This window comes from Kitasatospora sp. NPDC088264 (genome assembly GCF_040685715.1).
Taxonomy (GTDB): domain Bacteria; phylum Actinomycetota; class Actinomycetes; order Streptomycetales; family Streptomycetaceae; genus Kitasatospora.
This window is the reverse complement of the sequence record NZ_JBFBIR010000019.1, coordinates 53445-71087: the sequence shown is the minus strand read 5'-3', so window position 1 is coordinate 71087 and position 17643 is coordinate 53445. Positions and strand designations below refer to the sequence as shown.

Here is a 17643-nt window from a genome sequence, read left to right as displayed (position 1 = left end):
GCCCCTTCCCACCAGAACAGGAGGGACGCACCGTCATGTCCGTACCCGGAACCCCTTCACCGGTCACCGCCCTCGCCGCCGGCTCCTGGGGCGACGCGGCGGTCAAGTTCGGCAACAGCCTCGGCGCCGTCGCGGGCTTCCTCGGCATCCTGCTGCTGGTCTTCTTCGCCGCGGGCCGGGCCCGGGGCCGACTCTCCCGCCCGCTGTCGGTGGTGGTGTTCCTCGGCCCGGCCGCGGTGCTGCTGCTGGTGGGCCTGGTCGTGCCGCTGATCCGCACGGTCTATCTGAGCCTGCAGAACGCCGACGGCAGCGGGTTCGTCGGCGGCGAGAACTTCGGCTGGGCGTTCACCACCGACTCGGTGCAGAAGGTGCTGGTCAACACGCTGCTCTGGCTGGTGGTCGCGCCGTTGGCGGCGACCGGCCTGGGCCTGGTGCTGGCGCTGCTGGTGGACCGGATGCGCGGCCAGGCGGTGTACAAGTCGCTGATCTTCATGCCGATGGCGATCTCGCTGGTCGGCGCCTCGATCATCTTCAAGTTCGTCTACGAGTCGCGCGGACCGGGCCAGTCGCAGATCGGCCTGCTGAGCCAACTCGCCATCGCGGTGGGCTGGGACGACCCGCCGAACTGGATGCTCTCGCAGCCGCTGAACACCTTCCTGCTGATGGCGGTGATGGTCTGGGTGCAGACGGGCTTCGCGCTGGTGGTGCTGTCGGCGGCGATCAAGGCGATCCCCGACGAGGTCACCGAGGCGGCCCGGCTGGACGGCGCGCAGGGGGTGCGGCTGTTCTGGTACGTCACGGTGCCGATGATCCGCACCACGGTGGTGGTGGTGCTGACCACCATCATGATCATCACGCTGAAGGCCTTCGACATCGTCCGCACCATGACCGGCGGCAACTTCGGCACCCAGGTGCTGGCCAACGAGATGTACTCGCAGTCCTTCGTGCAGTTCGACACCGGGCGGGGCAGTGCCCTCGCGGTGATCCTCTTCCTCGCCGTGCTGCCGTTGGTGGCCTACAACATCGTCCAGCTGCGGAAGGAGCGTGGGGTCCGATGAGCGCACCGCACGACAGGCCGGCCCGCGCGATGAGCGCGCCGCACGGCAGCCCGGTCCGGAAGGCCTTCAGCAGCCCGCTGGCCTCGGTCTTCGTGATCGCGGTGACCGTCCTGTGGACGATCCCGACGGTGGGCCTGATGGTGACCTCGCTGCGCCCCAAGCAGGACGTGACGGCGAACGGCTGGTGGAACGCCTTCCTCCACCCGGACCTGGGCCTGGGCAACTACCACACGGTGCTGTTCGAGGGCGGCTCCGGCGTCTCCACCGGGCTGATGCCGTTCCTGGTGAACTCGCTGGCGATCAGCGTCCCGGCCACCCTGTTCCCGCTGGTGCTGGCGGCGATGGCGGCGTACGGGCTGGCCTGGGTGCGGTTCCGGGGGAGCGACACGGTGTTCTTCGGGGTGTTCGCGCTCCAGGTGGTGCCGATCCAGATGGCGCTGATCCCGCTGCTGCGGCTCTTCTCCGGCGGCGCGCACCTGGGTTCGCTGACGTTGATCCCGGCGGTGGACCTGAAGGGCAGCTACGCGCCGGTGTGGCTGGCGCACACCATGTTCGCGCTGCCGCTGGCGGTGTTCCTGCTGCACAACTTCATCGCCCAGCTGCCGCGGGACCTGATGGAGGCGGCGGTGGTGGACGGGGCCTCGCACTTCAAGATCTTCCGTTCGATCGTGCTGCCGCTGTGCACCCCGGCGCTGGCCTCGTTCGCGATCTTCCAGTTCCTGTGGGTCTGGAACGACCTGCTGGTCGCGCTGACCTTCGCGGGCGGCACGCCGGAGGTGGCGCCGATGACGGTCCGGCTGGCGCAGCTGTCCGGGTCCTTCGGCGGGCGGTGGGAGCTGCTGACGGCCGGGGCGTTCCTGTCGATCATCGTCCCGCTGATCGTCTTCTTCAGCTTGCAGCGGTACTTCGTCCGGGGCTTGCTGGCGGGGTCGGTGAAGGGGTAACGGAGGGGTGGCGGAGGGGCCGCGGGAGGGCTGCGGGAGCGGTGGCGGGAAGGCGGGCCAAGAGTTCTGAACTTGTTCAGAACTGAGTTTTGAACCTGTTCAGAATGGTCTACAGTCGGCTGCAGCCGCGGCGCCGAGCGCGCCCGACGGCGGACTGCCCCAAGGGCGGCTTCCGCATGCCCGCCGACCACCGAGGGGGACTCATGTCCGGCCCGTCCACGCCCGCCCCGGCCGACCTGCCACCCGAGCCCGGACCCGCGACGCCGCCCGGCCCCCATTGGGGGTCCGGCGTGACCGTGCCGCCGCACCACGGGTGGCTGCGTCCGAGCGACCCCGAGCGCAGGGCGGCCGCCACGCCCCGGGTCCTCCTCCTGGCGCTGCTCACCGGCCTGCTGACGGCCTGGCTGCTGTTCGACGGGGTGGGCGTCAACCTGCTGATCTGCGCCGGGGCCACCGCTGCCGCGGCCGGTCTCGCCGCCCGGTCGGCGGGCCGCCGGATCCGGCCCTGGACGGTGGTGTGGAGCCTGCTCGCCGTCGCCCTGCTCGCCGTCCCGGCGCTCTGGGAGGCGGGCTGGCCGGTGACGCTGTCCATCGGGTGCGCGCTCGGCCTGGCCTCGCTCGCGCTGCACGGCGGCCGCCGCTGGGCGGGCGTCCTGCTCCCCCTGCCCGCCGTCCTCTGGCAGCTGCCGCCCGGCGCGCTCTGGCTGAGGGACGGGCTGCGCGGCCGGAGCCTGCCCCACCGGGGCCGGATCGTCCCGGTGCTCAAGGCGCTCGCGGTCGCCGCCGTCCTGCTGACCGTCTTCGGCCTGCTGTTCGCCGGTGCGGACGCCGCCATGGCGGACCTGCTGGGCAGCCTCAGCCCCAGCCTCGACCTCGGCGGGCTCCCGCTGCGCGCGGTGCTGTTCGCACTGGGGGCGTTCACCGCCCTGGGCTTCGCCCACATCGCGGCCGGGCCCCGCCGCTGGGACCGTACGGTCGTCCGGCCGGGCCGGGCCCGCCGCCGGCTGGAGTGGGCGCTGCCGCTGGTCGCGCTCAACCTGATGTTCGGCGCCTTCGCGGTGATCCAGGCCCTGGTGGTGCTCGGTGGCGCCGACGCCGTCCTGCGCAACACCGGGATGAGCCGCTCCGAGTACGCCCGGCAGGGCTTCTGGCAGCTGAGCGTGATCACCGCGCTCACCCTGGTCGTGGTGGCGGTCGCCAAGCGCTGGGCCCCGCGCAGCACGCCCGCCGACCGCCGGGTGGCGCGGATCCTGCTCGGCGCGCTCTGCGTGCTCGCCCTGGTCGTGGTCGCCTCGGCGCTCGGCCGGATGTGGTTCTACGTCGACGCCTCCGGACTGACCAGGCTGCGGCTCTGGGTGCTGGTGGTCGAGGGCTGGCTCGGCGCCGTCCTGCTGCTGCTGATCACCGCCGGGCTGACCCGCTCGGCGGGCTGGCTGCCCCGCGTCGTCGTCCTCAGCGGCATGCTCACGGCGGCGGTGTACGGGCTGATGGGCCCGGACGCGATCATCGCCGAGCAGAACGTCGCCCGCTTCGAGCGGACCTCCCGGATCGACCTGCGCAACGTCCGCGACCTCTCGCCGGACGCCGCCCCCGCCCTGGACCGGCTCCCCGCCGCCCAGCGGACCTGCGCGTTGCAGTTGATCCGCGCCGGGCTGGAGAACCACCCCGGACAGCCCTGGTACGCGACCAGCGCCTCCGCCGCCCGGGCCCGGGAGATCCTGGCGCAACGGCCGCTGGTGGACCAGCTGGAGGAGGGGCGCACCTCCTGCGAGCGGGCCGGGATGAGGTACCAGGACCTCTGGCCCTGACGCCTGCGCCTGTCTCGGGGGGCGTGCGTTTGGGGCGGGGCTGGTGTGCGGCAGGGAAACGCGGCCGGGAAACGCGGCCGGGCCGGCCGGGAGCGTGCTGCTCCTGGTCGGCCCGGTGTGGTGCGGTGCGCCCTGGTCGGGCTCAGTGCATCGCGACGCCGGAGGCCCCGCTCGGCAGGTCGCTGGCCTTGGCCTTGATCACGAAGACCGAGACCACCAGCGCCAGCCCGGCGAGTACGGCGCCCACGATGAAGCCGTGCGAAATCCCCTGGGTGAGGACCGAGTTGGCGGCGTCGGTGCCCTTCGGGAACTCGTGGTGCTGCTGGAGGTAGGCCAGCTGGTCCGGAGTGGCCGACTGGAGGAACTTCGGCTGCTGGAGCTTGCCCTCGGCGGTGGCGTAGTGCGCGAAGACCGTGGTCAGGATCGACAGGCCGAGCGAACCGCCGATCTGCTGCATGGAGTTCAGCAGGCCGGATGCGGCACCGGTCTCCTGGCCGGGGACGCCCGCGACCGCGAGCAGCATCACCGGGACGAAGATCAGGCCCATGCCGAAGCCGAAGATGACCGTGGGGCCGAGCACCCCGTCCAGGTAGCCGCTGTCCTTGCTCATCTGGGTCAGCCAGGTGAGGCCGACGGTGACCAGCAGGGCGCCGCCCGCCATGAACGGCTTCGGGCCGTACTTGGCCTGGAGGCTGGAGGCGAGCTGCGCGGCGATGATGATCGACACGCTGATCGGGAGGAAGGACACGCCGGCCTTCAGCGGGCTGTAGCCGAGCGGGCCCTGCACGAAGAGCGTGATGTAGAAGAAGATGCCGAACATGGCCGCGGCCAGGCAGAGCATCATCACCAGGCCGCCGGTGCGGTTGCGGTTGGCGAGCAGGTGCAGCGGGGTGATCGGCTGGTCGGTGCGGTTCTCGATCACGACGAACGCGGCGAGCAGCAGCACACCGCCCGCGAAGGAACCGAGCGTGATGCTGTCCGACCAGCCGTCCGAGGCGGCCCGGATGAACCCGTAGACCAGGCCGACCAGGCCGAGCGTCGAGGTGAGTGCGCCCGGCAGGTCGAAGCGGCCCGCGTGGCGCTCGGACTCGGCGATGTAGCGCGGTGCGGCGAGCGCGATCAGCGCCGCGATCGGCACGTTGACGAAGAAGACCCAGCGCCAGTCCAGGTACTCGGTGAGCAGACCGCCGGCCAGCAGGCCGATCGCGGCACCGGATCCGGCCACCGCCGAGAAGACGCCGAACGCCTTGTTGCGTTCCGGCCCTTCCTCGAAGTTGGTGGCGATCAGGGCGAATGCCGTCGGTGAGCAGATCGCGCCGCCGATGCCCTGGAGCGCGCGGGCGGCCAGCAGCATCCCGCCGTCCTGGGCGAAGCCGCCCAGCAGGGAGGCGAAGCCGAACAGCAGGGTCCCGAAGATGAACACCCGGCGGCGGCCGAGGATGTCGCCCGCGCGGCCGCCGAGCAGCAGCAGCCCGCCGAAGGTCAGCGTGTAGGCGTTGATGACCCACGACAGGTTGGTGGTCGAGAAGTTCAGTGCGTCCCTGATCTGCGGCAACGCGATGTTCACGATGGTGGCGTCGAGCACCACCATCAACTGCGTGGCCGCGATGACGGTCAGGGTGATGCCCTTGCCCCGGCCCCGACTGCTCTGTGGTGGTGAGTTCTTGCTGATCGTGTCGGAGATAGCCACGATTGTGCCCCCTGCTGGCTATGTGCCTGGCTGCGTGCTTCGTACGCTGCGGACCGACTGGTCCGGCGTGAGCCCACGGTCTGGCGCGGGCTAGGAAGGAACGGGATCGTTCACTAATGTGGACGATATCCTGGGCCTGATTGTGAACGCAAGCGTTCCCTAAGGATGGTGGCGATGGATCGGTTGGTGCGGCGTCTGACGGCGGACCGGGCGACCGGTCGGGCGGGCGCCCGACCGCTTGCGGCGGCGGACGCGCCCCCGTCACCCGCGGCGCGACCGGGGGCGATGCCCGAGCCGGCGGCTCACTGCCCGATGCGGGTCGCCCGCGAGGCCCTCACGCGGCCGGTGCGGCGCCGGGGGAAGGAGTTGGAGAACGCGATCTTCGAGGCCACGATCGACCAGCTCACCTCCGGCGGATACGCGCGGCTGACGATGGAAGGCGTCGCCGGCGCGGCGCGGACCGGGAAGGCCGCGCTCTACCGGCGCTGGGCGTCCAAGGACGAACTGGTCATCGACGCCCTGGACGCCACTCTCCCACGCCCCTACGACACCCCCGACCTCGGGTCCGCGGATCTCGAATTGCGGCAGCTCATCGAGGTGTTCATGGGCGCGATGAACTCCCCGACGGGCGCCGCGATCCAGACGCTGATGGGCGAGATCGACCATGAACGGGCCGAGGTGTTCAAGGACTTCATCGGCCAGCGGGTGATCGAGCCGACCAAGGAGACCATCCTGGCGATCCTGCGCCGCGGCGCCGACCGCGGCGACGTCCGGCCCGGCGCGGCCACCGCGCTGGTCGCGGACGTCGTCCCGGCGATGCTGCTCTACCAGGTGAAGATCTGCGGCCGGGAGAACACGGGGCCGGACTTCGGGGCCCGGCTGCTGGACGAGGTGCTGTACCCGCTGATCCGCGCCTGAGTGCGGCCGCTGCTGCGGCTCCGCGGGCGGGGCTGTCGGCAGCCGGCCCGGGCGGCTGAGCGGCGGGGCTTAGGCTGGATGCTGCCCAGCTGAACGGGCTGCCCCTCCGCCGAACGGAACTCGCGATGCCCATCGTCCCGCCGACGCACTCCGTCGAGCGCTCGCTCCGCCGGGCCGGCGCCAAGATCGTCGTCGGCCTGGACGAGGTCGGGCGCGGCGCCTGGGCCGGCCCGGTCACCGTGGGCGCGGCCGTCACCGGCCTGCGCAAGGCCCCGGAGGGGCTGACCGACTCCAAGCTGCTCACCGAACTGCGCCGCCGCGCGCTCGCCCCGGTCCTCGCCGACTGGGTCACCGCCTACGCGCTCGGCCATGCCTCGCCGCAGGAGTGCGACGAACTCGGCATGACGGCGGCGCTGCGGCTGGCCGCCGTCCGCGCGCTGGAGGCGCTGCCGGTCGAGCCCGACGCGGTGATCCTGGACGGCAAGCACGACTACCTGGGCGGCCCCTGGCGGGTGCGTACGGTGATCAAGGGGGACCAGTCCTGCATCTGCGTCTCCGCCGCCTCGGTGCTCGCCAAGGTCCACCGCGACGGGCTGATGGCCGAACTCGGCGAGGAATGCCCGGAATACGGCTTCGCGGACAACGCCGGCTACCCGTCCCCGGTGCACCGCGCCGCGCTGGAGGAGTTCGGCCCCACCGGGCATCACCGGCTCTCCTGGGCATACCTGGACGCGCTGCCGAAGTGGCGGCACCTGAAGCGCGTCCGGGACGTCGCGGGTGCGGTCGAAGGCTCCGCCGACGAACAGTTGACGCTCGGTTTCTGACGGTCCGTCTGGAATTGCCTGGGTGGGGCGGTGGGTGTGCGGTGCCCAATGGGTGGGGTGCGCGTGCGTGTTCGAGCGGCATTTGATAGATATCCGGGTATGCCTGTCTTCCCCGAGGAGTCGGAGATTCACGAGAGCCTCCCGGGCCCCGGCGTTCCCTTCCCCCGCGAGTCGGACGCACAAGCCCTCCGCGCGCCTGCCAACGGCGGCGCTTCTTCCACCGCACCCACCACCGTCGCCGCCGTTCCGGTGCCCGGCCCCCGTCCGGCACCGCCGCGCCCGGCACCCCCGCGCGCCGACCGTTCCGGTTCGCCACGACTGATCCCCAAGCCCTCGCCGGCGCAGCGCCGTTCGGGCGGCGCCGAACCGCAGGTCGAGATCCAGCGCGTCGCCGCCACCCCGGCGCGGGCGCTGGAACGCGCGGACGCCGCGGTCGACCGACTGCTGGACGCCGGCCGCGACCCGGGCGACATCCTGGTGCTGACGGTCGGCGAGGCGCACCCGTGGCAGCAGCACGAACTCTCCTTCGGTGAGGAGCGCTACTGGGCGCAGCTCGCCGAGGGCGGGGACGTGTTCTACGCGGACGTCGCGCTGACCCGCCCGGTGCACCGGGAGGTGGTCGTCCTGGTGGTCAACGGCGGGACGGCCGTCCGGGCCGCCGAGGCCCACGCCAAGGCGCTCGGCCACACGACCGCGCTGCTCGTGGTCTGCGGTGACGCCGGCCCGGTCGCCACCGGGGCGGCCGGAACCGCGCCCGGCCGTTCGATCGGCGCCTGACCACGACGGAGCCACCCCGGGCCCGGCGCCGTACGGTGCCGGGCCCGGGTCCGTCGTGCCCCGGTGGCGGCGAGGGCGTACGGTCCGGGGCGCGGGCCGACCCGTGGCTGGTCTCGCGCCCGTGCCTGGTCTCGCGCCCGTGCCTGGTCCTGGTGTCGGCTGTCGGGCCTTGGGGTCGGCTCCGGCCGTGGCATCGTCTGCGATCGTGGCGTCGCCCGTGGCCGCGGCCCGTGGGTGTCGGCGGGACCAGTGGGGTCAGCAGGTGCCGGTGCGCCGGGCCGGCTGGACGGCGGCGACCCGCGCCGGGGGCCACGGGTGCTCGGACTGCCGGGCGTGCTGGGCCCGTTCGGCCGCCTGGTGCCGGGCGCGCTGGCCGCGCGGGGCGTCCAGCGCCGAGCGCGGCGGCAGTTCCGTGACGGTGTGCACCACCCCGTCCGCCCACGAGCCCGCGTGCGGATCGCGTCCGCTCCGGCCGTCCCCGAGGACGTGCCAGCCCGCCGGGGTGAGCCCGATGTACGAGCCGCAGCGCAGGCCGTGCAGGACGGCCGCGTCCCGCAGCGCCCACATCCAGGCGCCGTCCTGTTCGGTCCAGCCGGGTGCGCCCTCGCGGCAGCGCAACAGCACGGCCGTGCGGGTCGGTTCGGCCAGCCGCAGGTCGTGCGGGGTGATCTGGCGCAGGTGCGTGAGCACGGCGTTGCGGTGCTGCCAGCCGTCGGTGTCGTGTGGCCAGGGCGTGAACGAGGCCGAGGCGGACACGTGGTGCAGCGCGTTGAGGACGGCGATCACGACCGTGCCCGGCTGGGGCAGGTGGCGCTGGTGCAGTTCCACGACGAACTCGCGCGGGTCGCGCAGCAACGGGATCCCCGAGGCGGTCCAGGTCTCCAGGTCCAGCAGCCGTCTGGGCGCCGAACTCCGGGCGAGGGGATGCTGACCTCGGCCGATACCGTTGATCACGATCCTCCTTCCTGACCCACTGGCACGCGGGTACGTGGGTACGCCGAAGGCCGGGTCCAGCGGACAGGGTTTCGGGTACGCGCCAATTCTCGCGGTATCCGGGGTGGAGCGGCAACGATGAAACGATGAACGCCACCCGAAAGCCCACGTTCCGCCGGATATGTTCCACCGTGTTCCGAGCGTCGTTCGGGCGGCGTTGGACCTTGATCCAGACCGTGTGCGGGGTCCGGTGAACCGCTGTCGGCACGGTGACCACTCCTTTCCCCGCTCCGGCGTCCCGCGTGTTCGCGAGTGGGCTGCCTTCTCCCTTCGTTAGGCCATTCGAGTGATGGGTGGAGTGGCGGCCCGCTGCCGCCCGGTCACCCCTGCACGGCCAGCACCAGGGGCAACACCGCGCTCGCCCCGGCACGGCGCAGCAGCCTGGCGGCCACGGTGACCGTCCAGCCCGAGTCGACGAGGTCGTCCACCAGCAGTACCGGCCCGCCGGCCTCGGCCACCGCCTGCGCCACCTCCGGCGGCAGCGTCAGCGCGCCGGCCAGCGAGTGCAGTCGCTGGGCGCTGTTGCTGCGCGCGCCGTGCGGGGGCCGACCGTCGGCGTACTCGATCCGGCCGAGCAGCGGCAGCCGGCCGATCTCGGCGATCCGCGCACCGAGACTGCCCACCAACTGGGGGCGGGTCGAGGAGGCCATGACCACCACGCCGACCGGCCGCTCCAGCCGGGCGCCGTCCGCCGTCGCGGGCCCGGCCCAGCCGCCGGGGCCGCGGGCCCAGTCGGCGAGCACCGCGACCAGGGCGTCCACGGCCTCTCCGGGGACCGGTACGTCCGGGGCCTGGTCGGCCAGCAGGGTGCGCAGCCGGTTGCCCCAGCCGATGTCGGACAGCCGGCCGAGCGCCCGCCCGTTCTCGGCCTGCTCGCCCGCCGGGATCCGGCCCTTGAGGGGCACGCCGAGGGAGTCCATCCCGGTGGGCCAGAGCCGGCGCGGCTCGAAGCTGATGCCCGGGCGGCCGAGGGCGGCCCGGGCCGCGTCCAGCGCCTCGGCGGAGACCTCGGCGGTGTGCAGCGGCCCCGCGCAGTTGTCGCACCGGCCGCACGGACGGGCCTGCTCGTCGTCCAGCTGGCGGCGCAGGAACTCCATCCGGCAGCCGGTGGTCGCCGCGTACTCGCGCATCGCCCGCTGTTCGGCCTCGCGGGAGGCCGCGACCTTGGCGTACCGGGCGGTGTCGTACGCCCAGCTCTGCCCGGTGGCCGTCCAGCCGCCCTTGACCCGGCGGACGGCGCCGTCCACGTCGAGCACCTTGAGCATGGTCTCCAGCCGGGTGCGGCGCAGGTCCACCCGGGGCTCCAGCGCGGCGGTGGACAGCGGGCGGCCGGCCTCGGCCAGCGCGTCGATGGTGCGGCGCACCTGTTCCTCCGGCGGGAAGGCCAGCGAGGCGAAGTAGCGCCAGATCGCCTCGTCCTCGCGCCCGGGCAGCAGCAGCACCTCGGCCCGGTCGACGCCGCGCCCGGCCCGGCCGACCTGCTGGTAGTAGGCGATCGGCGAGCTGGGCGAGCCCAGGTGCACCACGAAGCCCAGGTCGGGCTTGTCGAAGCCCATGCCCAGCGCGGAGGTGGCGACCAGCGCCTTGACCCGGTTGGCCAGCAGGTCGGCCTCGGCGGTGCGGCGCTCGGCGTCCTCGGTGCGGCCGGAGTAGGAGGCCACCGGGAAGCCCCGCTCGCGGAGGAAGGCCGTCACCTCCTCGGTGGCGGCCACCGTCAGGGTGTAGACGATGCCCGAGCCCGGCAGCCGGTCGAGGTGGTCGGCGAGCCAGGCCAGCCGGTGCGCCGGGTCGGGCAGGGGCAGCACGCCCAGGGTGAGGCTCTCCCGGTCGAGGGGCCCGCGCAGCACCAGGGCGTGCTCGTCGGTGCTGCCGGTGCCGAGCTGCTCGGCGACGTCCGCGGTGACCCGGGCGTTGGCGGTGGCGGTGGTGGCCAGCACCGGGACGCCGGGCGGGAGCTCGGCGAGCATCGTGCGCAGCCGGCGGTAGTCGGGGCGGAAGTCGTGGCCCCAGTCCGAGATGCAGTGGGCCTCGTCGACCACGAGCAGGCCGGTGGAGGCGGCGAGCTTGGGCAGCACCTGGTCGCGGAAGTCGGGGTTGTTCAGCCGCTCGGGGCTGACCAGCAGGACGTCGACCTTCCCGGCGGAGACCTCGGCCTGGATCTCGTCCCACTCGTCGGTGTTGGCCGAGTTGATGGTCCGGGCGTGGATGCCGGCCCGGGCCGCCGACTCGACCTGGTTGCGCATCAGGGCGAGCAGCGGGGAGACGATCACCGTCGGCCCGGCGCCCCGGGCCCGGAGCAGGGCGGTGGAGATGAAGTAGACCGCGGACTTTCCCCAGCCGGTGCGCTGCACGACCAGGGCGCGGCGGTGGTCGACCACGAGGGCCTCGATGGCCGTCCACTGGTCCTCGCGCAGGGCGGCACCGGGCCCGGCGAGCTCGCGCAGGACGGCCTCGGCCCGCGCCCGGACCTCGGCGCGGTCGGCGGTGGCGGTGGTGTGGTTCTCGGACTGCTGCATGGCGTCCATGTAACCCCGAGCCGCCGACATGGGGCGAATGCCGGGGCTGCGGAGAGGTGGAGGCCGGATGTATTTCATCAGCTCATCAGCTGAACGGCCGCCGACTAATCACCCGGGGGAGTGGGCGCGGTGTGCTCCGAATGAGGGAAGCGGAAAACGAGGGCGGGGTTATCCACAGGAAATGAGAAAAATCCGGTGCGTCTCTCGGATTGCGTCACGCTTCCGGTCATGAACGCCGCGAACAACCGGAGCGTCATGAACAACGGGAGCGTCATGAACAACGAGCGCGTCACCCTGTCCCTCGGCCCGTCCTCCGGCCACCGGCCGGTCACCATGCGCGGCCCGGCCGACATGGCCGAGTTGCTGCCCTACCTCCTGGGGTTCTACCCCGACGACAGCATCGTCGCGGTCGGCCTCCAGGGCCCCGACCTGCACCAGGGCGGAGTGATCCGGGCGGACGTCCCGGAGTCGCCCGAGCAGTGGCCGGCTGCGGCGGAGGAGACGGCCGCCCTGCTGGTCGCGCTCTCCGAGCGGCACGGCGAGCGGCCGGTCCAAGTGCTCCTCTACCTCTGCCAGGACCCGACCACGGCGCACGCCCCTCCGGTGGTGGACGGCCTGCGGCCGCTGGCGGGCGACCTCCGCGCGGCCTTCGGGCGCAGGGGGGTGGCCGTCAAAGAGTCGCTCTGCGTCTCGGACGGCCGCTGGTGGTCCTTCCTCTGCCGCCGCGCCGGGTGCTGCGATCCGGCGGGCAACCCGATCCGCCGTGCCCCCGGCCCGGGCCCGGCGGCCGCCGCCGCGGCGTTCGCCGGCCTCGCGCCGCGTGGCAGCCGGAAGGCGATCATCGGCGGGCTGGCCCCGATCGGCCCGCCGGGGGCGGACGCCCAGCGCGCGGCGCTCGCCCGGGCCGAGGCCGCTGAGGCCGCCAACGGTGCTGACGGCGCTGGGGGCTCCGGGGGTGCGTCCGTCCAGGAGCAGGGCGCCGACCTGCTCGACCAGGCCTTCGCCGAGTTCGCGGCCGGGGCCCGGGAGCTCGACGAGGAGCGGGCGGCCCGGCTGCTGGTCGCCCTGCGGGACCGCCTCACCCGGGATCGCGGAGTCGAGTACGCCCGGCCCGCCGAGCTCGCGCCCGCCGAGCGGCTCTGGCGCTTCCTCGCCCGGCGCGCCGTGCCGCCCTACGAGGGCTGTGCGGTGGCCCCGCTCACCCTGCTGGCCTGGGCCTCCTGGGTGGCGGGGGACACCGCGACGGCCCGCGTCGTGCTGGGCCACGTCCTCCGGCTCGACCCGTCCTACCTGCTGGCCGAGCTGCTGTACGAGTCGTTGAACGACGGCATGACGCCCGACGCGCTGCTCGCGGCGGTCGAGGCGCAGCGTCGGCGGCGCGAGGCGGGTGGGCCCGTGCCGGCGCCCGGCGGCGAACCGGGGCCGGCGCCCACCGAGGGCCCGGGTGGTAACCAGGCTGGCCGCGGTGGGCCGTCGGGGCTGCCCGGGCCGGCGGGGGCCTCACGCCGCCGCCGGCCCGCCCGCCGGAAGGCCTCGAAGGCGGCTCAGGCCACAGCGGCGGCGGCCGAGCACGGCCCCGTCGGCCCGGCCGGCCCCGCCGAGCCGACGCCGCGTCCGGACGGTCCGGGCCCGCTCGCCCTGCTACCGGTGCCCGGGTGCGCTCCGGTGCCCCGGCAGCGGTCCGCCCGGGGTCTGCGGCTCGGCCGGACAGCGGTGTCCCGGGCCGCCGCCGCACCGTCGGCCGTCGGGCGCCACCGGTGCCGGGGCGTCCGTCGGGCGGCGAGGGGAGCCCACCATGCGCGCTGACCTCGCCGGGCGTCCGTCAGGGGCCGTCCGGAGCCTCGCCGCCCGGCCCGGGCGGGCTTCGCTAGGCCTCGCCGTGCGCCAGCTTGATCAGGCGGTCGAGCACCTTGCCGCCGCTCGCCCGAAGGCCGTCGTGCTCCCACTCGTTGGTGATCCAGGTCCGCAGACCGCGCACCGCGCGGGCGGTCGCCAGCGAGTCGGCGGTGTCCACGTACATGTCGTCGTGGTAGACCGCCGCCACGACGGGGACGGTGTTGGCGGCCAGCCGCGCCGGGTCGTACAGGTCGGGCCAGTCGGTGCGGGCGGCCAGCAGGTCCGCGGTCTCCTTCAGCGGGCGCAGCGCCGGGTCGGTGTCGAACATCCAGGGGTAGATCATCTCCCCGGTGAACAGCACCGGTGCGCCGGAGTCCAGCGCCGCCCGGGCGTCGAACTGCGGGAACTCCTTGCGGACCCGATCGGCAGACCAGGCGGTGCCGCCCTGGTCCACCGAGCGCTGGCCGTAGATCGACTCGTGCAACACGGCGTACAGCGGGCCCTCCGCGAAGGAGAGCTTGGCCTGGACACCGGCCAGGAAGGTGTCGGACAGCTCGGGGCCGGCCGCGCCGTCCACCCAGGCCTCCTCCAGCAGGTAGTGCAGGGTGCCGGAGCCGCTGCCGCCGCCGAGCATCAGCCCGAGGGCCTGGAACGCCTCGACGGTCAGCAGTCCGCCGTCGGGCAGCGTCGCGGGGGCGGCGGCGAGGTGCGCGGCGATCCGCCGTACCGCCTCGACGTCCTGCGGGAACCTGGCGTAGTGGTCCTCGTTCTTGTGGACCACCCGCGGGTAGGCGGCGCGGTAGACGTCGTCCGCCGAACTGCCGAGGCCGGACAGACCGCCGGTGATGAAGGCCTCGGCCAGGCCCTCGGGGGCGAAGGAGAGGTAGGTGAGGGTGCAGAAGCCGCCGAAGCTCTGGCCGAGCACGCTCCAGCGCCGGTCCGCGCCGAGCAGCTGGTGGCGGATCAGCTCGGCGTCCCGCACGATCGAGTCCGCGCGGAAGTGCGCCAGGTAGTCCGCCTGCTCCTGGGCACCGCCGCGCCGGGCGAGGGTCTGCCGGGTCGCGGGCGTGGAGCGACCGGTGCCGCGCTGGTCGAGCAGGAGCACCCGGTAGTCGTCGAGGGCGCGTTCCAGCCAGGCGTCGCGGCCGAGCGGGCGGGCGGCCTTGCCGCCGGGACCGCCCTGGAGGAAGACCAGCCAGGGCAGGTCGGCCTGCTCGCGGCCGGCGGCCACCACCTCGCGGGCGTACACCTCGATCTGCTCGCCCTGCGGGTCGGCGTGGTCGAGGGGGGCCTGGAAGATGTGGTCGGTCGTAACAATCCCGGGCAGCCGGCTGACGGTGGACATGCAACTCCTCGGTCTCTGCTGGTCACAGCGGTCAGGTCGCGGCTCACGGGGTCACCGGGTGCGGGCGCCGCGACCCCCGCACCGTATCCTGACCGCGGTCGGGCACCGGTTCGACGGTCACCGCCCACTCGGCCAGGCATACGATGCCGGGCCGGGGCGGGTTGCACGGCAGGCCGCGGGCCGGGACGCAGCCGCCGCCACCCGGTGGCGAGACCGCGCCGCCCTGGTGGCAGCCCGGTGACGGCCCGACCGTGACGGCTCGACGGCTGCGGCACGACCGCCCGGCGGGCCGGGCTCGACGGGCCGCACCCGTCGCCGGGCGTGACCTGGAGGCGGTGCGCGGCGTTCACCCCGGGGGCCCGGCGACCGTCCGACGGCCGTCCGGCGGCAGGTTCCGGGCGGACCGCCCGCCGAGCGGGGCGGCCACGGCGCCGGGGCACCGGAGCGTGCGGGGCCCGCTCGGGTCACCTGGCTCGGCCGCCGCGGCCCACGGGTCGGGCGCCACCGGCGGTCCGGGTCACCGGACCTGACGACGCGCCGGGCACCGAGGCGGGCCCGACGCGAAGGTGCGGCGCGCCGGTACCGGCCCGGTACCGCGCACCGCATGGCACGGCCCGGCACCGGGTACGGCCAGACACGGCACACCCGCCGACGGGGCACCCCGCCGGCCCGGCACCATCAGCACGCGATCGAGCGTGCTCGCGGCCCACCGGCCTGACCAGGCCACCGGACCGCCGAGGGGAGGAGAGTCCGGTGACCGCCATGAGGCCACCACAGGCCATGCCGGCCGAGAGCGTGGTCGGCGCGCCGAGACCGATCGGCCGTCCCGACCAGGTCCAGACGGCCGGACCGGCGGGGGCACCCGTCGGCCCGAGTCGGCTCACGGCCCCGCCAAGGCCGCAGCCCCCCGCCGTCCACCACGCGGTGCTCTGCGTCAACGCCCCCGCGATGGCCGCCTCCGGACCGGACGGCCAGCTGCGCGGCCACGGCCTGCACGGCTTCTACCGCAACGGCGTCCGGGTGCTCGCCCGGATGGAGCTGCGTCTGGGCGACATGGAGCCGCTGCCGCTCCAGGGCGCCCTGACCAGCACCGCGCAGGCCCGCTTCCTCGGCGCCGTCCGGCTCCCCGGCGACCTCGACCCGGACCCGGCGCTCACCGTCGAGCGGCTGCGCCACGCGGACGGAGTGGAGACCGTCATCGTGCGCAACACCGGCGGCCGGCCCGCCAGGCTGCCGATGGAGATCGCCCTCGGCACCGACCTCGGCCCGGTCGCCGAGATCGCCGCCGGGCACCGCCCGGCCGACCTGCCGGGCCAGGTGCAGTCCGCCGGGCTGCGCTGGGCCGGCCCGGCGCACAGCGCGGTGGTCAGCGCCAAGCCCTCCCCGCACGCGGTGCTGGCCGGGGCCGGGGTGCTCCGGTGGGACTTGGAGGTGCAACCCGGCGCCCGCTGGTCGGTCGAGCTGCGCGCCGAACTGGAGAGCACCGCCCCCGGCCCGCGGCCGCCCGGCGGGCGGGGCACGGGCGTGCCGCTGCCCTGGGCCCAACCGGAGGTCCGCAGCGACGACGCCCGGGCCGCCCTGCTGGTCACCCGCTCCCTGGACGCCCTCGGCGGGCTGCTGTTCGCCGACCCGGACCGCCCGACCGACCTCTACCCGGCTTCCGGCGCGCCCTGGCGCTTCGGCCTCGCCCCGGCCGACGCGCTCTGGGCCGCCCGGCTCACCCTGCCGCTCGGCACTCGGCTCGCCGCCGGCACCCTCCGGGCGCTGGCCCGCCGTCAGCAGCCCGCCGCCGCCCCGGGCCGCACCGAAGGCCTGCTGCCCGGCGCCCTCCGGCACGGCGGCCCCGAGCTGCCGCCCACCTGCACCGCCACCGAGGCCACCCTGCTGTTCGTCACCGTGCTGGCCGAGGCCTGGCGCTGGGGCCTGCCCCGTGCGGAGACCGCCGACCTGCTCCCGGCCGCGGAGCGGGCCCTGGCCGCCCTCCGCGAGGGCCTGGTCGACGGCTTCGTCACCGACCTCAGCCGCCCGGCGGAGGACCGCGCCGCCCACCCGGTGGCTGCCCGGGCCGAGGTCCAGGCGCAGGCCCACCGCGCCGCCCTGCACGGCGCCGAACTGCTGGAGGCCTTCGGCCGCCCCGGCGCCGAGGAGTGGCGCGGTTGGGCCGCCGAACTGCGCGGGTGCTTCCGCGAGCGGTTCTGGATCGACGACCTCTCCGGCGGACGCCCCGCCGCCGCGCTGGCGCCGGGCGGCCAGCCGCTGCCGGCCGTCGCCTCCTGCCTGGTGCACCTGCTGGACACCGGGCTCGCCGCCGACGGCGGCCGGCACGAGAGCCTGCTGGACCGGGAACAGACCCGACTGCTGGCCCAGCGCCTGGCCGCGCCGGAGCTGGACAGCGGCTGGGGCCTGCGCACGCTCAGCGCCAAGTCCCCCCGCTTCAACCCGTTGGGCCACCGCGGCGGCGCGGTGCGGGTCCACGAGACCGCGCTGGCGATCGCCGGGCTGGCCGAAGCCGGCCATGAGAACGAGGCCGGCGCCCTGCTGGAGGGCCTGCTCGCCGCGGCCGCCCACTACGAGGGGCGGCTGCCCGAGATGTACGCGGGGGAGCAGCGGATCCCCGGCTGCCCGCCGGTGCCGCACCCGGCCGCCTGCCGCCCGGCAGCGGTCTCGGCGGCCGGCGCCGCGCACGCGGTGTTCGCGCTCGCCGGGGTCCGCCCCGACGTGCCGGGCGGCCGGGTCCTGGTCCGCCCGGCCAGCACCGCTCCGCTCGGCGAGCTGGAGCTGACCGGCCTGCGGGTCGCCGGCGAGCCCTTCTCGGTCCGGGTGAGCCGGATCGGCGTGGCGATGGTCGAGGAGGCCTCCGCGGAGCTGCAACTGGGCGCCCGCTGACACCCCTGCCCGGGCCCGCCCGGCTCCGGCGACACCTCAGGAGGGCCG

At 74.6% G+C, this 17643-nt stretch carries 12 protein-coding genes; 8 read left to right on the top strand and 4 right to left on the bottom strand.

Going from position 1 to position 17643, the window contains the following annotated elements:
* Window positions 1–35 precede the first annotated feature (35 nt).
* The 3 genes from AB0O82_RS17570 (at window position 36) to AB0O82_RS17560 (ending at window position 3810) form a co-directional block, all read left to right on the top strand.
* Complete coding sequence (locus AB0O82_RS17570) at window positions 36–1058, top strand: sugar ABC transporter permease (RefSeq protein WP_363584542.1); 1023 nt, start codon at window positions 36–38, stop codon at window positions 1056–1058.
* Window positions 1055–2002 (top strand): carbohydrate ABC transporter permease, encoded by a 948-nt coding sequence (locus AB0O82_RS17565; RefSeq protein ID WP_363584540.1) that lies wholly within the window; start codon window positions 1055–1057, stop codon window positions 2000–2002. Before AB0O82_RS17570 ends, AB0O82_RS17565 begins: the two co-directional genes overlap by 4 nt.
* 290 nt (window positions 2003–2292) lie before the next feature.
* A complete protein-coding gene (locus AB0O82_RS17560; RefSeq protein ID WP_363584538.1) occupies window positions 2293–3810 on the top strand; it encodes a DUF4173 domain-containing protein in 1518 nt (505 codons plus the stop codon).
* Window positions 3811–3952: 142 nt separating this feature from the next.
* Here the strand turns inward: AB0O82_RS17560 and AB0O82_RS17555 are convergent, their stop codons facing one another.
* Window positions 3953–5494: an MFS transporter gene (locus tag AB0O82_RS17555; protein WP_363584627.1), complete on the bottom strand. Its 1542-nt coding sequence runs from the start codon at window positions 5492–5494 to the stop codon at window positions 3953–3955.
* Between the two features lie 372 nt (window positions 5495–5866).
* On the opposite strand from AB0O82_RS17555, the gene AB0O82_RS17550 reads away from it, so the two are divergent.
* The 3 genes from AB0O82_RS17550 to AB0O82_RS17540 all read left to right on the top strand — a co-directional run bounded on the left by AB0O82_RS17550 (window position 5867) and on the right by AB0O82_RS17540 (window position 8019).
* Entirely contained in the window at window positions 5867–6418 is a 552-nt protein-coding gene (locus AB0O82_RS17550; protein WP_363584536.1) for a TetR/AcrR family transcriptional regulator, read from the top strand.
* Between the two features lie 125 nt (window positions 6419–6543).
* Window positions 6544–7242 (top strand): ribonuclease HII, encoded by a 699-nt coding sequence (locus AB0O82_RS17545; RefSeq protein ID WP_363584534.1) that lies wholly within the window; start codon window positions 6544–6546, stop codon window positions 7240–7242.
* A 99-nt stretch (window positions 7243–7341) separates the two neighbouring features.
* Window positions 7342–8019 (top strand): hypothetical protein, encoded by a 678-nt coding sequence (locus tag AB0O82_RS17540; protein WP_363584532.1) that lies wholly within the window; start codon window positions 7342–7344, stop codon window positions 8017–8019.
* Between the two features lie 255 nt (window positions 8020–8274).
* Here AB0O82_RS17540 and AB0O82_RS17535 read toward each other — a convergent pair whose 3' ends face one another.
* On the bottom strand, window positions 8275–8973 hold the full coding sequence (locus tag AB0O82_RS17535; RefSeq protein ID WP_363584530.1) for a hypothetical protein: 699 nt from the start codon (window positions 8971–8973) through the stop codon (window positions 8275–8277).
* 359 nt (window positions 8974–9332) lie between these two features.
* Window positions 9333–11528 (bottom strand): RecQ family ATP-dependent DNA helicase, encoded by a 2196-nt coding sequence (locus AB0O82_RS17530; protein ID WP_363584528.1) that lies wholly within the window; start codon window positions 11526–11528, stop codon window positions 9333–9335.
* Window positions 11529–11756: 228 nt separating this feature from the next.
* Between AB0O82_RS17530 and AB0O82_RS17525 the strand changes: the two genes are divergently transcribed.
* Window positions 11757–13334, top strand: a complete 1578-nt coding sequence (locus AB0O82_RS17525) for a DUF4192 family protein (RefSeq protein WP_363584526.1) — start codon at window positions 11757–11759, stop codon at window positions 13332–13334.
* Between the two features lie 61 nt (window positions 13335–13395).
* On the opposite strand, the gene AB0O82_RS17520 is transcribed toward AB0O82_RS17525, so the two are convergent.
* On the bottom strand, window positions 13396–14709 hold the full coding sequence (locus AB0O82_RS17520; RefSeq protein ID WP_363584524.1) for an alpha/beta fold hydrolase: 1314 nt from the start codon (window positions 14707–14709) through the stop codon (window positions 13396–13398).
* A gap of 762 nt (window positions 14710–15471) precedes the next feature.
* On the opposite strand from AB0O82_RS17520, the gene AB0O82_RS17515 reads away from it, so the two are divergent.
* Window positions 15472–17595, top strand: coding sequence for a glycogen debranching N-terminal domain-containing protein (locus AB0O82_RS17515; RefSeq protein ID WP_363584625.1), 2124 nt, complete (start codon window positions 15472–15474; stop codon window positions 17593–17595).
* Window positions 17596–17643: the final 48 nt, after the last annotated feature.